An 18,024-nucleotide genomic window follows, 5' to 3' on the forward strand; every position below is an offset into this window, starting at 1 on the left:
TATTATGGAATGGCTGCGGCGGCGGGCTTCTTGTTTCTGGTTCTTTTAACCATTCAAGTGAACCGAGTGACCGCAGTCACCCCAACAAAGAGTGCAAGTATCGCTCGTTCAACAGATCAAGCAACAACGAGTGAAACAACAGAAACAAATGAAAAAGAGCCAAATGGGAACACGCAAGAGTCACAAGAACAAGCAAGTGCTAGTGATGAATTGAACGAAGAGGATTTTCCAACTGTCTCATTGGATGATTGGTCATTAGTTTTGGTAGGCCCAAACAATAAAATCAAAAGCGAAATTGCCCAAAAAGATTTAGGGAAATTGTCGAATGGCTATCTCGTCGATCAACGCATCGTTTCAGCTTATGAAAAGCTGGCAGATGCCGCAAAAGCTGCAGGACATCCTTTGGTGATGGTCTCTGCCTACCGTTCAGTCGCGTATCAAGAGGAGATATTCAATGCCAATGTCAACACCCTGATGAGTCAAGGTCATACAAAAGAAGAAGCAATTCGGATCACGAAACTGACCTTTACTGAGCCTGGCTATAGTGAACACCATACTGGGCTTGCTGTTGATGTTGTGGATCAGGATTGGTATCAAAATCATACAGGAGAACTGCTCAATGAGGGGTTCGGTGATACTGAGGGTGGAAAATGGCTACAAGCTCATGCAAGGGAGTATGGGTTTATCATCCGTTACCCGAAAGGAAAACATGCTATTACGCAAATCGATTATGAGCCTTGGCATCTACGATATGTAGGGGTCGAAGTGGCAACCTACATTGAGGAGCAGGAGTTGACCTTTGAAGAGTTTCTGGAAGAAGCAAAAGAACACATCGCTCGAAAAGAAGCAGAACTGTCCTCTCACGAATGGGAAGATCCTCTGGCAGAGGACTGGATCTATGAGGGTTCTCTTGCTAAAAGTCAAGAAAGCAGTGAGCTTACACAAGATGAGTTGTTGCTGAATGGAGGCAATTTGTTTTCTGAAAATGTGTTTAGTCAGACAAAGGAAGTGAAAAAATGAGCGCAAGACGAAAAAAACAGAAGACTCGTTTCCCATTAGTCTTTCTAGGGTTATTCTTGATTGGGATTGCCTTTATTTTTTCCTTAAATAGTTTGGCAGACCCCCTTCCCAAAGAGGAAGAAACAAACACGGAAGCCATCTCCCATGAAGAATTTATTGATCGCATCGCTCCTTACGCACAAGAACTGCAAAAGGGCTACGGGATTTTACCAAGTATCATTATTGGACAGGCAATCCTTGAATCAGATTGGGGTCAAAGTTCTCTAGCCAGTGAATACAATAACTTATTTGGAATTAAGTCATTTGGCCATTCAAAAAAGGTGACATTAGATACCCAAGAGTTTTATAATGGAGAATGGGTCACGATTCAAGGAGATTTTCGTGTCTATGATACTTGGGAAGAATCAATGGATGATCATACGATGTTGTTTGTAAATGGTGTGGATTGGAATCCTGCACTTTATGTAAATGTCTTGACAGCAAACGACTACCGCAGTGCCGCACAAGCATTACAAGATGCAGGGTATGCAACGGATCCGGATTATGCCAGCAAAATCATTCAAGTAATTGAAACCTACCAATTGAATCGATTTGATCAATAAGAAAAGAGAGTTGGCTGCTTATGGAAGAAAAATATATGCCAAAAATCACCACTGATTTGCGTAAAGATATCGTGAAAGTGCCTAAAGTTATTCGAGAGGCTAGCGGTATTCAAATATTTGGAAAACAAATCCGCTCCATTATTTTCACAACGGATATTGCGATCATCCGTAATACAAATGCGGATGCTGTGATTGCGGTCTATCCCTTTACACCACACCCAGCAATTACGAAAGCAATCATCGAAGCAGCGGACATTCCAGTGTTTTCTGGTGTCGGCGGGGGCTTGACCCAAGGATTTCGCTCGTCTTATATGAGCATGTTTGCTGAAGCCCAAGGGTCGATCGGGGTCGTCTTAAACGGACCAACGCCACTGAAAACTGTGGAGCAAGTCTGTAAAGTTGTAGATATTCCCGTTATCAGTACCGTAACGAGTAAGTATACCGAAATTGATGCGAAGCTTGAAGCTGGTGTGAAAGTCATCAATATCAGTGCTGGCAAGGACACAGCAGATACCGTGGCTTTCTTCCGTAAAAAATATCCGAAGCTGCCGATCATCGCAACCGGTGGACCAACCGATGAAAGCATCTTAGAAACGATTGAAGCAGGCGCTAATGCCATCACCTACACGCCGCCGTCCAATGGGGAGCTTTTCAGTAAAAAGATGGAACACTATCGCGATATGGAGAAGCCAGAGTAGGAAATGATCCACAAATGAGAATATTTTTATTTATAAAGGGCATTCCATGCTTGTGTTTTTAATCAAATACAGGCATAATCGAATCTATCATTTAAAAATTACTTGTATATCGTCGAAATATGGTCGACAGTCTCTACCCGATACCGTAAATATCGGACTATAAGTAAAAATCGTGCCTGTTAGACACTTTTTTTGCTTTGGCAAAAAGAGTGTCTTTTTTTTCAGGATGGAATAGAAAGGAACGAGGAGAGCTAGGATGGAAAAATTAGTTGAGCGTATCAAAACACACGGAAATGTGCTGGGCGAAGGGGTTCTTAAAGTGGACCAATTTTTGACCCACCAAGTGGATTATGAGTTGATGAAAGAAATCGGTGCAGTCTTCGCGGAACGGTTTCAAGGAAGCGGCATCACAAAAGTAGTGACCATCGAAGCTTCAGGGATCGCACCAGCCCTTTATACTGCAGAACAGTTACAAGTACCAATGATCTTTGCCCGTAAAGCAAAGAGTTTGACAATGGATGAAGAGCTGCTGACTGCATCTGTCTATTCCTTTACCAAGCAAGTGACCAGCCAAGTATCGATTTCCAAGAAATTTTTGTCTTCAGAGGATACGGTCTTGATTATTGATGATTTTTTAGCAAACGGACAAGCAGCAAAAGGCTTGATCGAACTGTGTCAACAAGCAGGAGCCAACGTCGTCGGTATCGGTATCGTGATTGAAAAATCATTCCAAAGTGGTCGACAATTACTTGAAGAAATGGGGATTCCTGTTGTTTCACTAGCACGGATCGCCTCATTGTCTGAGGGACAAGTCAGCTTTTTAGAAGGAGATGCCTAATGAAAGAAACGAATAGCCGTTCAGCAGTTTTAGGCTTGCAACATTTGCTAGCGATGTATGCAGGAGCTGTTGCCGTTCCTTTGTTGATTGGAACAGGTTTGGGCTTCAATGAAGCTCAGATGACGTATTTGATCTCGATCGATATTTTCATGTGCGGAATCGCTACGCTTTTGCAACTAGTTGTTACCCGCTTTTTCGGGATCGGCCTACCAGTCGTTTTAGGCTGTGCCATCCAAGCTGTCTCCCCATTGATTTTGATTGGCACCAAATCAGGGATCAGTGCGATTTACGGAGCGATCATTGCCGCTGGGATTTTCATTGTTCTGATCGCTGGCATTTTTTCGAAAATCAAAGTCTTGTTTCCCCCATTGGTGACGGGAACCGTGATTACCGTCATCGGCTTGACTTTGATTCCAGTCGCCATCACTAAAATCGGTGGCGGCGATGCTGCAGCTGCTAACTTTGGTGATCCAACGAATTTATTGTTAGGCTTTGTGACGATTGCCTTGATCATTGGGGTGCAGGTCTTTGGGAAAGGCTTTATTCGCTCGATTGCCGTTTTGATCGGTTTGATCGGTGGGACCATTTTAGCAGCGCTCTTAGGATTGGTGGATCTTTCTGCCATCGCCCACGCGCCTATGTTTCATTTGCCTCAGCCTTTTTATTTTGGCTTACCAACCTTTGATCTGTGGTCGATCGTTTTGATGATCATTATTTCCATCGTGAGTCTGGTAGAGTCCACTGGTGTTTATTTTGCGCTGGGAGATATTACTGAAAAACCGATTACAGGCAATGACTTAAAGCGCGGCTATCGTGCGGAAGGCTTGGCGGTGATCCTTGGGGGGATCTTCAATACATTTCCTTATACTGGATTTTCACAAAATGTAGGTTTGGTTCAACTTTCAGGTATTAAGACGCGACGCCCGATTTTCTTTTCAGCTATCTTTTTGATCGTATTAGGGCTGTTTCCAAAAGTCGGTGCCATTGCGCAAATCATTCCAGAAGCAGTACTGGGAGGCGGCATGTTAGTGATGTTTGGCATGGTCGCTGTTCAAGGGATGCGAATGCTGAGCAAAGTTGATTTTATGAATGACAAGAACTTGTTAGTGATTGCGGTATCGATCGGTTTTGGTTTAGGGTTCAATATGATGCCAACCTTATTCAGTCAGATGCCTGAAACCGTCCAAATGTTTACAGGCAATGGGATCGTCATGAGTAGTTTGACAGCCATTGTTTTGAATCTGTTCTTCAATGGATTGCCGAAAGAAACAGACGAAGTGACGGAATTGAGCTTGCAACAGTAAGTTGATTTGATCCAGACGAGGATTCGTCTGGATTTTTTGTATTGTTCCTTTATTTGTCTTTTTCCTACCAAACAGAAAGACTGAATGGTTTTCTTAGCCATAAAAACGAACGATACAAAGTTAAACTAGCAAATAGTTCGAAAATATTTTGACATTGCTCCGGCAACTCGTTACTATTTAAAGGGGAAAGTGATTGTTAGTCATAACGTGCTATGCAAGGGGCGTTGGGTCGCAGTGACAAACTGCTGCTAACAAACTAATTTCGTGAGAAAATACTTCTGAGCTTGTTTCAGAAGAAACTAGTAAAAAATCGTTGGAGGGAAAATCAAATGAAACCAGCAGTTGCAGTGATTATGGGGAGCAAGTCAGATTGGGAAACAATGAAGGAGTGCTGCTTGATTTTAGATGAGTTAGCGATACCTTATCAGAAAAAAGTCGTTTCGGCACATCGTACACCAGATTTGATGTTCGAATTTGCCGAAACTGCTCGTGCAGAAGGAATCAAAGTCATTGTCGCAGGAGCAGGGGGAGCAGCTCATTTGCCAGGAATGGTCGCAGCGAAAACAACGTTGCCCGTCATTGGTGTGCCTGTACAATCTCGCGCATTAAACGGGTTGGATTCCCTACTATCGATCGTGCAGATGCCAGCTGGTGTACCAGTGGCAACAACAGCGATCGGAAAAGCTGGCGCAACTAACGCAGGACTACTTGCAGCGCAGATGCTTTCCATGTATGATTTAGAGATAGCGGAGAAATTAAACGCGCGAAGAAATACATTAAAAGAAATTGTATTGGAAAGTAGTGATCAACTTGATTAAACCTTTAATGCCCAACGCAACGATCGGAATCGTTGGCGGAGGACAGCTAGGTCGTATGATGGCAATGAGTGCCAAAGAAATGGGCTTTCGGGTTGGTGTCTTAGACCCTACTGCCAATTGTCCAACAGCCCAAGTCGCTGATTGGCATATTGTTGCTGCCTACGATGATGTGTTTGCTTTAGAAGAAATGGCTCGACGTGCCGACGTGATCACCTATGAATTCGAAAATGTCAGTGTTGAGGCTTTGAATTCCATTTTGCCTTATTCCCATATCCCTCAAGGGACTGACCTGTTAGCAATCACTCAAGACCGTTTATTAGAAAAGTCATTTCTAGAGGCTAACAATATCGTAATTGCACCTTATGCCACGATCATCAGTCCAACGGATATCCAAGATGCCATCGACAGTATCGGTTATCCCTGTGTGTTAAAAACGACTAGAGGCGGTTATGACGGAAAAGGGCAGCACGTGTTATACAGTACCGCGGACTTAGCGCCTTCGATGAACTTACTGCGTGAAGGGACGTGCGAATTAGAAGCGTGGATTCCTTTTGAAAAAGAATTGTCGATTTTAGTTGCTGGTAATGGAGAAACCTTTACCACTTTCCCAGTGGTAGAAAACATCCACCGCAACAATATTTTGCATCAAACGATCGCTCCTGCGCGCATTGATCCAGAAGTTGCCGAAGAAGCCAAACGGATCGCTCATATTATTGCGAAGGCCTTGGATCTGCAAGGCGTTTTAGCCATCGAAATGTTCTTGACTAAAAGTGGCGGCTTGTATGTCAATGAGTTGGCACCGCGACCGCATAATTCTGGTCACTATTCGATCGAAGCTTGTTCCATGAGTCAGTTTGATGCCCATATCCGGGGGATCTGTGGCTGGCCATTACCAGAAGTGTCATTGCTTTCACCAGCAGTCATGGTCAATGTCTTAGGCGATGAATTGACAGAAACGTATGAGTTGATTGCCACAAAACCTGCTTGGCAATTCCATTACTATGGCAAAGAAGAAGCGAAAACCGGGCGTAAAATGGGTCATATCACTGTTTTGACAGAAGATATCGCAGAGACCACTGAAGAAATCTATCAAACCAATATTTGGGATTAAAGGAGATAATAACATGTTAGAGCGTTACACAAGACCAGAAATGGGTGCTATTTGGACCGATCAAAACCGTTACCAAGCGTGGTTAGAAGTAGAAATATTGGCGGATGAAGCTTGGGCGGAACTAGGGGAGATACCGAAAGAGGATGTTGCTTTGATTCGTGAAAAAGCAACCTTCGATATCGACCGTATCTTAGAGATCGAAGCGCAAACGCGACATGATGTGGTTGCTTTTACCCGAGCAGTCTCTGAATCTTTAGGTGATGAAAGTAAATGGGTCCACTACGGCTTGACGTCGACGGATGTTGTTGATACTGCGTATGGCTACTTGATTAAACAAGCCAACGACTTGATTCGGGAAGATTTAAATCGTTTTGTGACGATCATTGGTGAAAAAGCCAAAGAATACAAACATACCGTAATGATGGGACGTACCCATGGTGTACATGCGGAACCAACGACCTTTGGCTTGAAATTAGCCTTATGGTATGCGGAAATGAAACGCAATGTCGAGCGTTTTGAGCGGGCAGCAAAAGGGGTCGAAGCAGGAAAGATCAGCGGAGCAGTTGGAACCTTTGCAAATATTCCACCGTTTGTCGAAGAGTATGTCTGTGAAAAATTAGGGATTCGTGCGCAAGATATTTCCACACAAGTACTACCTCGTGACTTGCATGCAGAGTATTTCTCTGCAATGGCGTTGATCGCAACTAGCATTGAGAAATTTGCAACCGAAATCCGGGGCTTACAAAAATCAGAAACCCGAGAAGTTGAAGAATTCTTCGCAAAAGGTCAAAAAGGTTCTTCTGCCATGCCCCATAAGCGTAACCCAATCGGTTCTGAAAATATGGCGGGACTTGCACGAGTCGTTCGCGGCCATATGGTGACAGCTTATGAAAATGTCTCACTGTGGCATGAACGGGATATCTCACATTCATCGGCAGAACGGATCATTATTCCGGATACGACGATTTTGATCGATTATATGCTGAATCGCTTTGGCAATATCGTCAAAAATCTGACTGTTTTCCCAGAGAATATGAAGCGCAATATGAATGCGACCTTTGGATTGATCTACAGCCAACGAGTGATGTTGAAATTGATCGATCACGGTATGACAAGAGAGCAAGCCTATGACTTGGTTCAGCCAAAAACAGCGCAAGCTTGGGATGAGCAAACGGATTTCCGTCCACTATTAGAAGCTGATCCAGCCATTACGGATGTGTTGTCCAAAGCAGACTTAGACGATGCGTTTGATTACAACCATCATTTAAAACAAGTCGACACGATCTTTGAGCGTGTCGGTTTAGCCGAATAAGAAAAAAGCCGCAACCTTCAGATCCTTGTAGTGACCCCAAAAAGTTAGACTTTTATGGAGTGGAGAAATCCACTCCTTTTTTGTACGATAAAATTAACTGTTAGACAGCTGTTTTTACAGCTTCTCGAAACTGAACCGGACTTCGCCAATTTAATTTCTTTTTGATGCGTTTATGGTTGTAATAATAGATATATTGGTCAATTTTTGTTTTCAATTCATCTAAACTCCGATAGACTTCTCCATGAAAAATCTCTTGCTTTAATAAACCAAAGAAGTTTTCCATAGGTGAGTTATCTAAACAATTCCCTTTACGAGACATACTCTGGAAGATTTTATGCTGCTTCAATTTATTCTTATAAGCATTCATTTGATAGGCCCATCCTTGATCTGAATGGAAGGTTCTACGAAATGGACAATCATTTGTCATCTGGATTGCTTCTTCTAATCCTTCCATTATGGCTAGTGCGTTTGGTTTTTCAGAAATCCGATAAGATAGAATTTCACTATTGTAGAAATCCATGAAAGGATCTAAATACAGCTTTTTCTGACGAACGACACCTGTGGTGTCTACTTCATAATACTTAAACTCTGTGGTATCAGTTGTAATTTTTTGGTGACAGATATTTGTATAAAACCGACGATGAATACGATTTTTGGCGACAGTGCCAACCTTCCCACGATAAGAATTGTACCGTCGAGATTTTCGAGTGTAAGACTTTACTTCGATACCTAGTTTTTTTATCAGACGTTGAATCTTCTTTTTATTGACATGAATCCCTTGATTCTCTAATTCTTTTTTTAGTCGCAGACAGCCATAGTCTTTATGCTCTTTGCGAATTTCAAGCATTTTTTCTTCAATTTCTTGGTCTGGGTTTGGTCTGTCAAACCGTTTCTGCCAATACATATAGGTTGCTTTAGGAAATTTCAATGTTTCAAGAAGCTCAACTAGTTTGAATGATCCTCGGAGGCTGGCGATGATTCGTGCGATTGATTCTTGCGTCTTTGCTGGGCTTCCTGTTTTCGCAGCTTCCTCAACTCTTTTAAAAAGGCATTCTCAATTTGAAGGGATCGGACTTGCTTTTCTAATGCCTTGATACGATCGCGTTCTTCAGTTGTTGTATTTTCTTTTTTGTTCTCTTTTTTTCTAGCCAAAGTAAGTGGTCGCCCTTTCTCTTTTGAGATCCCCTCAATACCTGCTTCTCTGAAATTACGCATCCAATTGGCAATAAGCGCAGGGTTGTTCATTTCTAAAGTGCTGGCAACTTCTCGATAGGACATCTCACTTGTTTGATATAACTCTATCGCATTTAACTTAAATTGAACAGAATATTTCTGATTTTGATGCTTTCTCAATAGACCTTCCTCTCCGTATTCACGATAGGCATTCACCCAATCACTTACTTGAGACTTGCTTGAAATACCGTATTTATTGGCAAGATGCCGATATCCACCCACACCACTAAGATATTCTTTAACGATTTTTAGTTTTAATTCAAAAGGATATTTTGCCATACAAATAGCGACCCCCAAAAGTTAGATTTTTGGTCTAACTTTTGGGGGTCGCTTCACCTTGTCTGAAGGTTGCGGCTTTTTTTTTAATAATGTTCAGCTAAGTAGGTCAATAGCTCAAGTGCTAAACCAGTTGCTGATTGGTTTTCCTGGCGATCTTCTAGCATGGAGACCATCAGAAATCCTTGGTCTTGCGAATCAAAGGCAAATAAGAAACTGTTTTCCTGGCCTTTTTCATCTTGCTTTTCTTTGATTTCAGCTGTTCCTGTCTTAGCAGCCAATGGAATGTTTAATGCTGCCAAGGAATGTGCAGTTCCGTTTGGATCGGAAACAACGGCGGTCAAATCTTGATTGATTTGATCGATCGTTTCTGCTTTAAAGACTTCTTTGTCTTTTTGCTCTGCCTCTTTCACTAAACGGGGATAGACCAGCTTCCCTTGATTGGCAAAGACGGAGTAGATCGCCGCTTGCTGGATTGGATTCAATAGCAATTCTCCTTGACCATAGCCGGTATCTGCCAGTAAAATGTCCGAGTTGAAGGAGTCTTCATTTGAAATTTGAGCAGGATTCATCGCGATCGGTAAATCCAATGTTTCACCAAAAATCAACTTCGACAAGCCGTCACGAAAGGCATCTTCGCCCATAGATAAAGTTTGTTGCGCCATATAAATGTTATCAGAGTATACCAGTGCATCCTTGAGATTCACAGAAGCTACATCAGTAACTCTCGTCACAAAGTAGTCGCCCCACGAGCTATCTTTTTGCCATTTCAATCCATCGATCGCGATACTCTGCGTAGGATCGATCGTGCCATTTTCCAAGCCGATCGCACCAGTGATGGCCTTAAAGGTCGAACCAGGTGCATAGGCCGTAGCAAAGCGGCTGATGAAAGGCAGGTCTTCATTTTGTTCATACGCATCATAATCTTCTTGTGAGATCCCTTGGGTCATTTTATTGGGATCATAACTTGGCGAGCTGGCAAGTACCAGCAGATCGCCAGTTTTGGGTTCGGTAACGACCGTTGCTCCTGCTTGGTTTTGTAAGGAGTCAAACGCCGTCTTTTGGGCTTGGGCATCAATGGTCAATTGGATATCCTTGCCATCTGCGCGTTCTTTTTCTAACAGGACGGCTTTCTCAGCACCATCTTCATCTGTGATGGCGATTTTTCCGCCGTTTTCTCCTCGCAACTCTTTATCGAAGGCGGCTTCCAGACCACTACGACCAATTTGTCCGTTGCTTGCTAGTGTTTCATCTTTTTCGATATCTTCCGCTGTTACATTTCCTAAGTAACCAATCAGTTGGGCGGCAGCTTCCCCAAGTGGGTAAGTGCGTCCAGTCGTTTCTTTTAAACTTGTTCCAGTTGGCATCTCATCCGTTGGTTCGATGATCTTCAAGGGGACGAACAACTCATCTTGAACCCAAGATTGCTCCAACGCTTGATTGATGGCTTCTTCTGTCAGGTCGAAACGTTCCGCGATCGCTTTGATATTGGCGTTTTTTTCGTCTCCCGTGCCCAGTTGCCCCGGAACGACGCCTAACTGATAAAGCGTGCCATTTTCTGCTAGTGGTTCGTTGTTTCGGTCGAGAATCTCCCCGCGAGTGGCATTATCTACGGAAATACTGACTTTGTCTTGTCCCTCCATTCCTGGAAAGATCAACTGAGGGGACCAATCGATCTTGGCTTCGTTATCAGCTACAGTGATCGTGCCACTATAAGAAAGCTCGGTTAATTCACCTAACGAGGTGGTCAAGGAACCGTTGTATTGGAAATTGAATTGATCGGAATCCTTGTCATTAGGAGTTACCTCAATCCCAGAGGCTTTAAATGATTCGGCACCGATACCAGTGAAGATCGCTTCGTATTTTGCAGAGACTTCGTCTGCGGTAAAGCCGGTTGATGCTAAACTGTCTTCAGACACGAAGGCAGGCAAGTCACTGTACTTCTGATCGGTCAAAGCGTCGATAAAGGAAGTGAGGGCTTTTTTAGCAGCGGCTTCTTCTTGCCGATCCTGATAGACGGTATAACCATAATAGCCGCCACCTAGTACCAATAAGGCGGCAGGAAGTGCCAACCAGACGAAGCGCTTAGGGCTTTTCGCTGGCTTTTCGTTGCGAGAGCGCCGATTTTCTGACATATTATTGTTCCTCCTTCAGAGCCGTCATACGGGCATGATAAAGCGGCAACAGCGTTTGATAAACTGCTAAAATATCCGCCATCTCAACGTCTTCGATCATTTCTTTCGGAAAAATCTTTCCAATTTGAAGCTCGCTTTTTTTGACTTTCTTCAATCGTTCCAAATAGGTTGGCCACATGGCGATAGGGTGGTGGTCGTATTTTGTGTGATCAGGAGAAAGTGTAAAGTCAGCTGGTAATTGATCGAATAATTCTTTTTGGGCCAACCACGATTCAGCGATCGTTACCTGATTTTTCGGTTGATCGATCACGCTGAGCCAAACAAAGACATACGCTTGATTGATCCCAATTTGAAAGTGGGCATCCATTTTATAGCCTCGTTTGTTCGGACCGATCCCTGCCCAGGTTTCGGCAGGAGGGTAGACGGTTCTGCGCCGGTGCTGAGCAATATGCAAATAAAAAGGCTCTTGGCAGCTTTCTTCAATTAATGGGATCGCTGCCTCACCGATCGTTTGAAAAATCGGCTGAATCTCGGCACGGATTTTTTCCATTCGTTCGTCTAACGTTTCTAAAGAAAAAGCATCAAATGATTGTTTCGTAAATAGCATAATCGTATCCTTTCTGTTGTCTGAAAATAGTATAACAAAAAAAGCCCGATAAATTACGGGCTTTTGTTTATTTTACCTTTTTTTATTGAAGGATACTCAGTCAATTTGCCGCTGGACTCAATTTAAACGTTGATGTCTGGCTTTGTTCCTTCAAAAGATGCAAAAGATCATCCAAGAAAGAAAAGTCCATTTCTTCTAAATTAAAATAAATCCGAAAAGAATACGTATGTTTAAATAAGCTTTGGCGATGGATTTGATGAATGATCAATTCGTCATTGCGTTCATTTTGAAATTGTAGAACACGCTTTTGTTCTTCGGTATAATGAGGGCGCGCCCCTTTTTTGAAGGGACTGAATAAATAGAAACTTGTTTGTTGGTTGATGGAAAGGATTTGCTGCACGGCCAATAATTCGTTATGGAGCTGTTGTTTTTCTTTGTCTGATAAATGAGCTAAAAAAAGTTCAGCACGATTCTTTAGCGACCACATATAGTACTCCTCCTTGAATGTAGCTACAATACGACCTAAATATAGCATGAAAAAAGAATATTGTAAACGCTTTATAAATCCTTTGCTGCTTCTAAAGAGGAATCTACTTTCAACCAACTGGGTAAAAAGCGAACATTCGTGTTTATTAATATGTAAATGTACAGATAATCGTTGACCCGCTTTTTCTGCGTTGTTAGAATAATAAGCAAATAAAGATGTGTGTCATCGCTATGTGAAAAATATTACTTAACTGAGGTGGATTATGGAATCAGAAGTGCTTCTTTATGAAGGAAAAGCCAAGAAATTGTTTAAAACCAACGAAGAGGATGTATTGAGAGTCGTTTATTTGGATCAAGCTACTGCATTGAATGGTCAAAAGAAAGATGCCGTTGTAGGAAAGGGTGCCTTGAACAATCAGATCACTGCGCATCTTTTTCAGCGGCTAGCCGACAAAAACGTCCCAAGTCACTTTCTTCAATTAGTGTCTAAACACGAACAATTAATTCGAGCTGTCACCATGATTCCTTTAGAAGTCGTTGTTCGCAACACGGCTGCTGGTAGTTTTTCAAAGCGCTTGGGCATCGAAGAAGGAACCAAACTGCCAAAGCCGATCGTAGAGTTTTACTACAAAGAAGATCGCTTGGATGATCCGTTTATCAATGATGATCATGTGTTTTATCTAGGGCTTGCCTCAGAAGAGGAGCTGGACCAGATCAAAACATTGGCGCTGCAAGTCAACGCTGCGTTACTGGAAATCTTTGCGAACATCAACATTCGCTTGATCGATTTTAAAATCGAGATCGGCAAAACCAAAAAGGGCGAGTTGCTTCTGGCTGATGAGATTTCACCAGATACTTGTCGTTTATGGGATATGGGGACAAATGAGCATCTTGATAAAGATGTTTATCGACGTGATTTAGGGGACATCGTTCCTGTTTATGAAGAAGTCTTAAATCGTTTAGAAAAGGAGAATTCAGCATGTATTTAGTCAAAGTTTATGTAACCTATAAGGAATCTGTTTTAGACCCTCAAGGAGAAGCTGTGAAAGGAGCCGTTCATCGCTTGGGGTATCAAGATGTCAGTGATATTCGGATCGGGAAATACTTTGAAATCAAAGTGACACCTTCAAACAATCAAACACAAGCAGCTGTAGCAGAAGAAATCGAAGCGATCTGCGACAAGCTTTTGGCAAACGTCAATATGGAAACCTACCGTTATGAAATGGTTCAAATGGAGGAAGCGGCCCTATGAAATTTGCAGTGATCGTTTTTCCTGGATCAAATTGTGATGTTGATTTGATGTGGGCAATCAAAGATATCATGGGGGCAGAAGCAGAATATGTGCGCCATGATGCAGACAGCTTAGCTGGTTTTGACGGTGTTTTGCTTCCAGGAGGATTTTCTTATGGTGATTACTTAAGATGTGGAGCGATCGCCCGTTTTTCAACGATCATGTCAGAGGTCATTCGTCTGGCAAATGAAGGCAAACCTGTCTTTGGTACCTGCAATGGGTTTCAAATTTTAACGGAAGCGGGCTTGTTACCAGGGGTTTTACAAAGAAATGAATCACTCCATTTTATTTGCAAACCGGTCCGTCTGCAAGTGAATAATCAAACAGCTTTTACTTCTGAATATGAAACGGATCAAGTCATTACGCTTCCTGTCGCTCATGGTGAGGGCAATTATTATTGTGATGAAACGACTTATCAGGAATTGGTTGCCAACAATCAAATCGTTTTCCGTTATGAAGATAACGTCAACGGCAGCCTACACAACATCGCTGGTATCTGTAATAAAGCTGGCAATGTTCTAGGCATGATGCCTCATCCAGAACGAGCGATGGAAAGCTTATTAGGCTCAGAAGATGGCAAGAAGTTTTTTGCTTCATTATTGAAAAATTTTGGGAAGGTGCCGGTAAATGGATAAAATGATCGTAAAAGAACCTACACCACAAGAAATCAAAGACACGAAATTATACGAGCAATGGGGATTGACCCAAGAAGAGTATCGGATGATCTCAGAAGATATTTTGGGACGTTTACCGAATTATACCGAAACTGGACTCTTTTCAGTGATGTGGAGTGAACATTGTTCTTACAAAAATTCCAAACCTGTTTTGCGGAAATTCCCGACAGAAGGGCCGCAAGTACTGCAAGGACCTGGCGAAGGTGCGGGTATCGTGGATATCGGCGATGATCTAGCCGTCGTTTTTAAAGCGGAAAGCCATAATCATCCTTCTGCGGTGGAACCTTATGAAGGAGCAGCAACTGGAGTTGGTGGGATCATCCGCGACATCTTCAGTATGGGTGCAAGACCGATTGCTGTTTTAGACTCCTTACGATTTGGTGAGTTAGATAATCCAAGAACGAAATATCTTTTGGAAGAAGTCGTTGCTGGGATCAGTGGCTATGGCAACTGTATTGGGATTCCGACCGTCGGTGGTGAAGTGGCATTTGATCCTTGTTATGAAGGCAATCCATTAGTCAATGCGATGTGTGTAGGGATCATTGCTCACAAGGATATTCAAAAAGGGCAGGCCAAAGGTGTTGGAAACACCATCATGTATGTCGGCGCAAAAACAGGACGCGACGGGATACATGGGGCGACTTTTGCATCGGAAGAATTTGTCGAAGGTGAAGAACAACAACGTTCCGCCGTACAAGTCGGTGATCCTTTTATGGAAAAACTTTTGTTGGAAGCTTGTTTGGAATTGATTGTGGATCATTCGGACATTTTAGTCGGAATTCAAGATATGGGTGCTGCTGGATTGGTTTCTTCTAGTGCCGAGATGGCATCAAAAGCCGGATCAGGGTTGCGCTTAACGTTAGATGATGTTCCACAACGAGAAACCAATATGACGCCTTATGAAATGATGTTGTCAGAATCTCAAGAGCGGATGCTGATCTGTGTCAAAAAAGGACATGAAGCTGAAGTGGAAGCACTCTTTAAGAAATACGATCTAGAAGCCGTCGTGATCGGTGAAGTAACAGATGATGGCAACTATCGTTTGTTCCATCACGGACAGGAAGTCGCTAATTTGCCAGTAGATGCTTTAGCTGAAGATGCGCCGACTTACTACAAAGAGATGGCAGAACCGAAACGGATCAAAGTGTTTAAGGAAACACCAGACTTTGTTCCAGTGATTCACTCAGCAACGTCTGTATTTGCCGATCTACTGCAGCAGCCGACGATCGCTTCAAAACGCTCGATTTTTGAAACCTACGATTCGCAAGTTCGTACCAATACCGTGGTAGGACCCGGCAGTGATGCCGCTGTGTTACGAATCAAGGGAACCAATAAAGCCTTGGCGATGACGACTGACTGTAATGCTCGTTACCTGTACTTAGATCCAGAAGTCGGCGGACAGATCGCAGTTGCAGAAGCTGCTCGAAATATCGTCGCTTCCGGTGGGCGTCCATTGGCGATCACTGACTGCCTTAACTTCGGCTCGCCAGATAAACCAGAAGGATTCTGGGAGTTATCCACGGCTGCTGACGGGATCTCAGAAGCTTGTCGTGTGCTAGAGACACCAGTCATTTCTGGGAACGTCTCCTTATACAACGAAACGGACGGACAATCGGTCTATCCAACGCCGGTAATTGGGATGGTCGGATTGATCGAAGAGCTGGCGCATATCACGACGCAGCATTTCCAAGCAGCGGGGGATCTGATCTATGTCCTAGGGGAAACCCATGCTGACTTCAATGGGTCTGAATTGCAAAAACTGCAGACAGGAAAGATCGCTGGGCGTTTAATGTCCTTTGACCTTGAAACAGAAAAAATGAACCAACAATTGGTTACCGCAGCGATCCAAGCAGGTCTTGTTCAAAGTGCCCACGATTGTGCCGAAGGTGGTTTAGCGATCGCTTTAGCCGAATCCGCTTTTGACAAGGGCTTTGGTCTACATGTGACCGTGTCATTGCCAGCAGCACAATTGTTTTCAGAAACCCAATCCCGATTTGTGCTTTCAGTCGCACCTGATAAGCAAGCAGCTTTTGAAGCGCTGGTAGGCGCTGCTGCAACAGCGATCGGGGAAGTGACTGCTGATGGCCAGATTCGCATGCAAGCACAAGATGATACGATCGAGATGCCCCTTACTGAGGCGAAATTGAAATGGGAGGAAGCCATTCCATGTTTAATGAAGTAAAGAGCCTCAACGAGGAATGTGGGGTTTTTGGTGTTTGGGGTCATCCAGATGCCGCTCGTGTCACCTACTTCGGACTACACAGTTTGCAACATCGCGGCCAAGAAGGTGCAGGGATTGTCACGAATGATGCGGGGAAACTCAATGGCCACCGTGATTTAGGGTTGCTAGCGGAAGTCTTTTCGGATGAACGTGTCCTCCAGCGTCTGACAGGAGATGCTGCTATTGGTCACGTTCGCTACGCAACTGCTGGTAATGGTAGCGTTGATAATATTCAACCATTTTTATTTAAATTTTTTGATCAGCAGATTGGCTTAGCTCATAACGGCAACTTGACGAATGCGAAAAGTCTACGGAAATCCTTAGAAAAGGCTGGTGCGATTTTCCACTCGAATTCCGATACAGAGATTCTCATGCACTTGATCCGTCGCAGCGAAGAACCGCTTTTTATGGATCGGGTCAAGGAGGCATTAAATCAAGTTAAAGGTGGATTTGCGTACCTTTTACTGACCGAAAATGCCATGATCGCAGCACTAGACCCCAATGGCTTTCGGCCATTGTCAATCGGGAAAATGGTCAATGGTGCTTATGTGGTGGCTTCAGAAACCTGTGCGTTGGAAGTCATCGGTGCGGAATTTATTCGTGATGTCCGACCAGGCGAAGTCGTGATCATTGATGATGCAGGCATTCAAATTGAACAGTATACCCAAGAAGTACAACCTGCGATATGTTCGATGGAGTTTATCTATTTTGCCCGTCCTGATTCCAACATCGCTGGCGTCAACGTCCATCGTGCCCGTAAAAATATGGGCCGTCGCTTAGCACAAGAGGCGCCGATCGAAGCGGATATGGTCATTGGTGTACCGAATTCATCCTTATCTGCTGCCAGCGGGTACGCAGAAGCTTCAGGTATTCCCTATGAATTAGGCTTAGTAAAAAATCAATACATCGCACGAACGTTTATTCAACCGACGCAGGAGTTAAGGGAACAAGGTGTACGGATGAAGCTCTCAGCTGTTCGTGGCGTAGTCGAAGGCAAACGAGTGATTCTAGTCGACGATTCGATCGTCCGAGGAACCACCAGCCGCCGTATCGTGCAACTGCTAAAAGAAGCAGGTGCCAAAGAAGTTCATGTACGTATCGGTTCGCCGCCTTTGCGCTATCCGTGTTTTTACGGGATCGACATTCAAACGAGAAAAGAATTGATCGCAGCCAAATATACGGAAGCTGAGATTTGTGAAAAAATCGAAGCAGATTCTTTGGCCTTTTTAAGTGAAGACGGGTTGATCGAAGCGATCGGTTTAGATTTTGACGCACCTTACTCAGGATTGTGTATGGCCTATTTCAATGGCGATTATCCAACCCCTTTGTATGATTATGAAGAAAACTATCTCGCGTCTTTAGCTGAATAAATTGTAGGCAAAAATGGTTTTTCAAACG

Annotated in this window: 17 protein-coding genes and 1 riboswitch; of the genes, 13 read left to right on the forward strand and 4 right to left on the reverse strand. The window is 43.5% G+C overall.

Annotation, left to right across the window (positions count from 1 at the left end; all coding sequences use genetic code 11):
* Window positions 1–9 precede the first annotated feature (9 nt).
* From IGJ05_RS01960 to purB, 8 genes are all read left to right on the forward strand, one after another.
* Complete coding sequence (locus tag IGJ05_RS01960; RefSeq protein WP_074933142.1) at window positions 10–1,020, forward strand: M15 family metallopeptidase; 1,011 nt, start codon at window positions 10–12, stop codon at window positions 1,018–1,020.
* Window positions 1,017–1,622, forward strand: coding sequence for a glycoside hydrolase family 73 protein (locus tag IGJ05_RS01965; protein ID WP_005229997.1), 606 nt, complete (start codon window positions 1,017–1,019; stop codon window positions 1,620–1,622). Before IGJ05_RS01960 ends, IGJ05_RS01965 begins: the two co-directional genes overlap by 4 nt.
* A gap of 20 nt (window positions 1,623–1,642) precedes the next feature.
* Entirely contained in the window at window positions 1,643–2,320 is a 678-nt protein-coding gene (locus IGJ05_RS01970; protein WP_010749577.1) for a hypothetical protein, read from the forward strand.
* 82 nt (window positions 2,321–2,402) lie between these two features.
* Window positions 2,403–2,500, forward strand: a riboswitch (purine riboswitch).
* 76 nt (window positions 2,501–2,576) lie between these two features.
* Entirely contained in the window at window positions 2,577–3,158 is a 582-nt protein-coding gene (locus IGJ05_RS01975; RefSeq protein WP_010749578.1) for a xanthine phosphoribosyltransferase, read from the forward strand.
* On the forward strand, window positions 3,158–4,462 hold the full coding sequence (locus IGJ05_RS01980) for a nucleobase:cation symporter-2 family protein (protein WP_266167149.1): 1,305 nt from the start codon (window positions 3,158–3,160) through the stop codon (window positions 4,460–4,462). The genes IGJ05_RS01975 and IGJ05_RS01980 overlap by 1 nt, the downstream gene beginning before the upstream one ends.
* 329 nt (window positions 4,463–4,791) lie before the next feature.
* Window positions 4,792–5,280, forward strand: a complete 489-nt coding sequence (purE, locus tag IGJ05_RS01985) for a 5-(carboxyamino)imidazole ribonucleotide mutase (protein WP_010749580.1) — start codon at window positions 4,792–4,794, stop codon at window positions 5,278–5,280.
* The gene (gene purK, locus IGJ05_RS01990) at window positions 5,264–6,391 is read left to right on the forward strand and encodes a 5-(carboxyamino)imidazole ribonucleotide synthase (protein WP_015509893.1); all 1,128 of its coding nucleotides are present in this window, start codon (window positions 5,264–5,266) and stop codon (window positions 6,389–6,391) included. Before purE ends, purK begins: the two co-directional genes overlap by 17 nt.
* A gap of 13 nt (window positions 6,392–6,404) precedes the next feature.
* Window positions 6,405–7,703, forward strand: coding sequence for an adenylosuccinate lyase (purB, locus tag IGJ05_RS01995; protein WP_266167150.1), 1,299 nt, complete (start codon window positions 6,405–6,407; stop codon window positions 7,701–7,703).
* Between the two features lie 100 nt (window positions 7,704–7,803).
* On the opposite strand, the gene IGJ05_RS02000 is transcribed toward purB, so the two are convergent.
* The 4 genes from IGJ05_RS02000 to IGJ05_RS02015 form a co-directional block, all read right to left on the reverse strand.
* A protein-coding gene (locus tag IGJ05_RS02000) for an IS3 family transposase (protein WP_438724990.1) occupies window positions 7,804–9,215 on the reverse strand; the annotation gives its coding sequence in 2 pieces (ribosomal slippage) (window positions 7,804–8,747 and window positions 8,747–9,215; 1,413 coding nt in all).
* Between the two features lie 83 nt (window positions 9,216–9,298).
* Entirely contained in the window at window positions 9,299–11,347 is a 2,049-nt protein-coding gene (gene pbp4, locus IGJ05_RS02005) for a penicillin-binding protein PBP4(5) (protein WP_317726275.1), read from the reverse strand.
* A gap of 1 nt (window position 11,348) precedes the next feature.
* Window positions 11,349–11,954 carry a DUF1054 domain-containing protein gene (locus IGJ05_RS02010; RefSeq protein ID WP_266167036.1) on the reverse strand — a complete coding sequence of 202 codons (606 nt, stop codon included), beginning with the start codon at window positions 11,952–11,954 and terminating at the stop codon, window positions 11,349–11,351.
* A 100-nt stretch (window positions 11,955–12,054) separates the two neighbouring features.
* Window positions 12,055–12,489, reverse strand: coding sequence for a hypothetical protein (locus IGJ05_RS02015; protein WP_306569784.1), 435 nt, complete (start codon window positions 12,487–12,489; stop codon window positions 12,055–12,057).
* A gap of 214 nt (window positions 12,490–12,703) precedes the next feature.
* On the opposite strand from IGJ05_RS02015, the gene purC reads away from it, so the two are divergent.
* The 5 genes from purC to purF are packed head-to-tail and all read left to right on the forward strand — an operon-like array spanning window position 12,704 to window position 17,996.
* On the forward strand, window positions 12,704–13,429 hold the full coding sequence (gene purC, locus IGJ05_RS02020; protein ID WP_081116641.1) for a phosphoribosylaminoimidazolesuccinocarboxamide synthase: 726 nt from the start codon (window positions 12,704–12,706) through the stop codon (window positions 13,427–13,429).
* Window positions 13,420–13,692: a phosphoribosylformylglycinamidine synthase subunit PurS gene (gene purS / locus IGJ05_RS02025; protein WP_010749587.1), complete on the forward strand. Its 273-nt coding sequence runs from the start codon at window positions 13,420–13,422 to the stop codon at window positions 13,690–13,692. The genes purC and purS overlap by 10 nt, the downstream gene beginning before the upstream one ends.
* Window positions 13,689–14,366 (forward strand): phosphoribosylformylglycinamidine synthase subunit PurQ, encoded by a 678-nt coding sequence (gene purQ / locus IGJ05_RS02030; protein WP_010749588.1) that lies wholly within the window; start codon window positions 13,689–13,691, stop codon window positions 14,364–14,366. Before purS ends, purQ begins: the two co-directional genes overlap by 4 nt.
* Window positions 14,359–16,587: a phosphoribosylformylglycinamidine synthase subunit PurL gene (gene purL / locus IGJ05_RS02035; RefSeq protein ID WP_266167038.1), complete on the forward strand. Its 2,229-nt coding sequence runs from the start codon at window positions 14,359–14,361 to the stop codon at window positions 16,585–16,587. The genes purQ and purL overlap by 8 nt, the downstream gene beginning before the upstream one ends.
* Window positions 16,572–17,996 (forward strand): amidophosphoribosyltransferase, encoded by a 1,425-nt coding sequence (gene purF, locus IGJ05_RS02040; protein ID WP_010749590.1) that lies wholly within the window; start codon window positions 16,572–16,574, stop codon window positions 17,994–17,996. The genes purL and purF overlap by 16 nt, the downstream gene beginning before the upstream one ends.
* The last annotated feature ends 28 nt before the right edge of the window (window positions 17,997–18,024 follow it).

This window comes from Enterococcus sp. AZ167 (assembly GCF_051714025.1).
In the GTDB taxonomy this organism is placed as follows: Bacteria; Bacillota; Bacilli; order Lactobacillales; family Enterococcaceae; genus Enterococcus_D; species Enterococcus_D casseliflavus.

Coding starts and splice junctions, on each gene's coding strand:
- IGJ05_RS01960 (WP_074933142.1), top strand. CDS start 10: ATGGCTGCGGCGGCGGGCTTCTTGTTTCTGGTTCTTTTAACCATTCAA.
- IGJ05_RS01965 (WP_005229997.1), top strand. CDS start 1,017: ATGAGCGCAAGACGAAAAAAACAGAAGACTCGTTTCCCATTAGTCTTT.
- IGJ05_RS01970 (WP_010749577.1), top strand. CDS start 1,643: ATGGAAGAAAAATATATGCCAAAAATCACCACTGATTTGCGTAAAGAT.
- IGJ05_RS01975 (WP_010749578.1), top strand. CDS start 2,577: ATGGAAAAATTAGTTGAGCGTATCAAAACACACGGAAATGTGCTGGGC.
- IGJ05_RS01980 (WP_266167149.1), top strand. CDS start 3,158: ATGAAAGAAACGAATAGCCGTTCAGCAGTTTTAGGCTTGCAACATTTG.
- purE (WP_010749580.1), top strand. CDS start 4,792: ATGAAACCAGCAGTTGCAGTGATTATGGGGAGCAAGTCAGATTGGGAA.
- purB (WP_266167150.1), top strand. CDS start 6,405: ATGTTAGAGCGTTACACAAGACCAGAAATGGGTGCTATTTGGACCGAT.
- pbp4 (WP_317726275.1), bottom strand. CDS start 11,347: ATGTCAGAAAATCGGCGCTCTCGCAACGAAAAGCCAGCGAAAAGCCCT.
- IGJ05_RS02010 (WP_266167036.1), bottom strand. CDS start 11,954: ATGCTATTTACGAAACAATCATTTGATGCTTTTTCTTTAGAAACGTTA.
- IGJ05_RS02015 (WP_306569784.1), bottom strand. CDS start 12,489: ATGCTATATTTAGGTCGTATTGTAGCTACATTCAAGGAGGAGTACTAT.
- purC (WP_081116641.1), top strand. CDS start 12,704: ATGGAATCAGAAGTGCTTCTTTATGAAGGAAAAGCCAAGAAATTGTTT.
- purS (WP_010749587.1), top strand. CDS start 13,420: ATGTATTTAGTCAAAGTTTATGTAACCTATAAGGAATCTGTTTTAGAC.
- purQ (WP_010749588.1), top strand. CDS start 13,689: ATGAAATTTGCAGTGATCGTTTTTCCTGGATCAAATTGTGATGTTGAT.
- purL (WP_266167038.1), top strand. CDS start 14,359: ATGGATAAAATGATCGTAAAAGAACCTACACCACAAGAAATCAAAGAC.
- purF (WP_010749590.1), top strand. CDS start 16,572: ATGTTTAATGAAGTAAAGAGCCTCAACGAGGAATGTGGGGTTTTTGGT.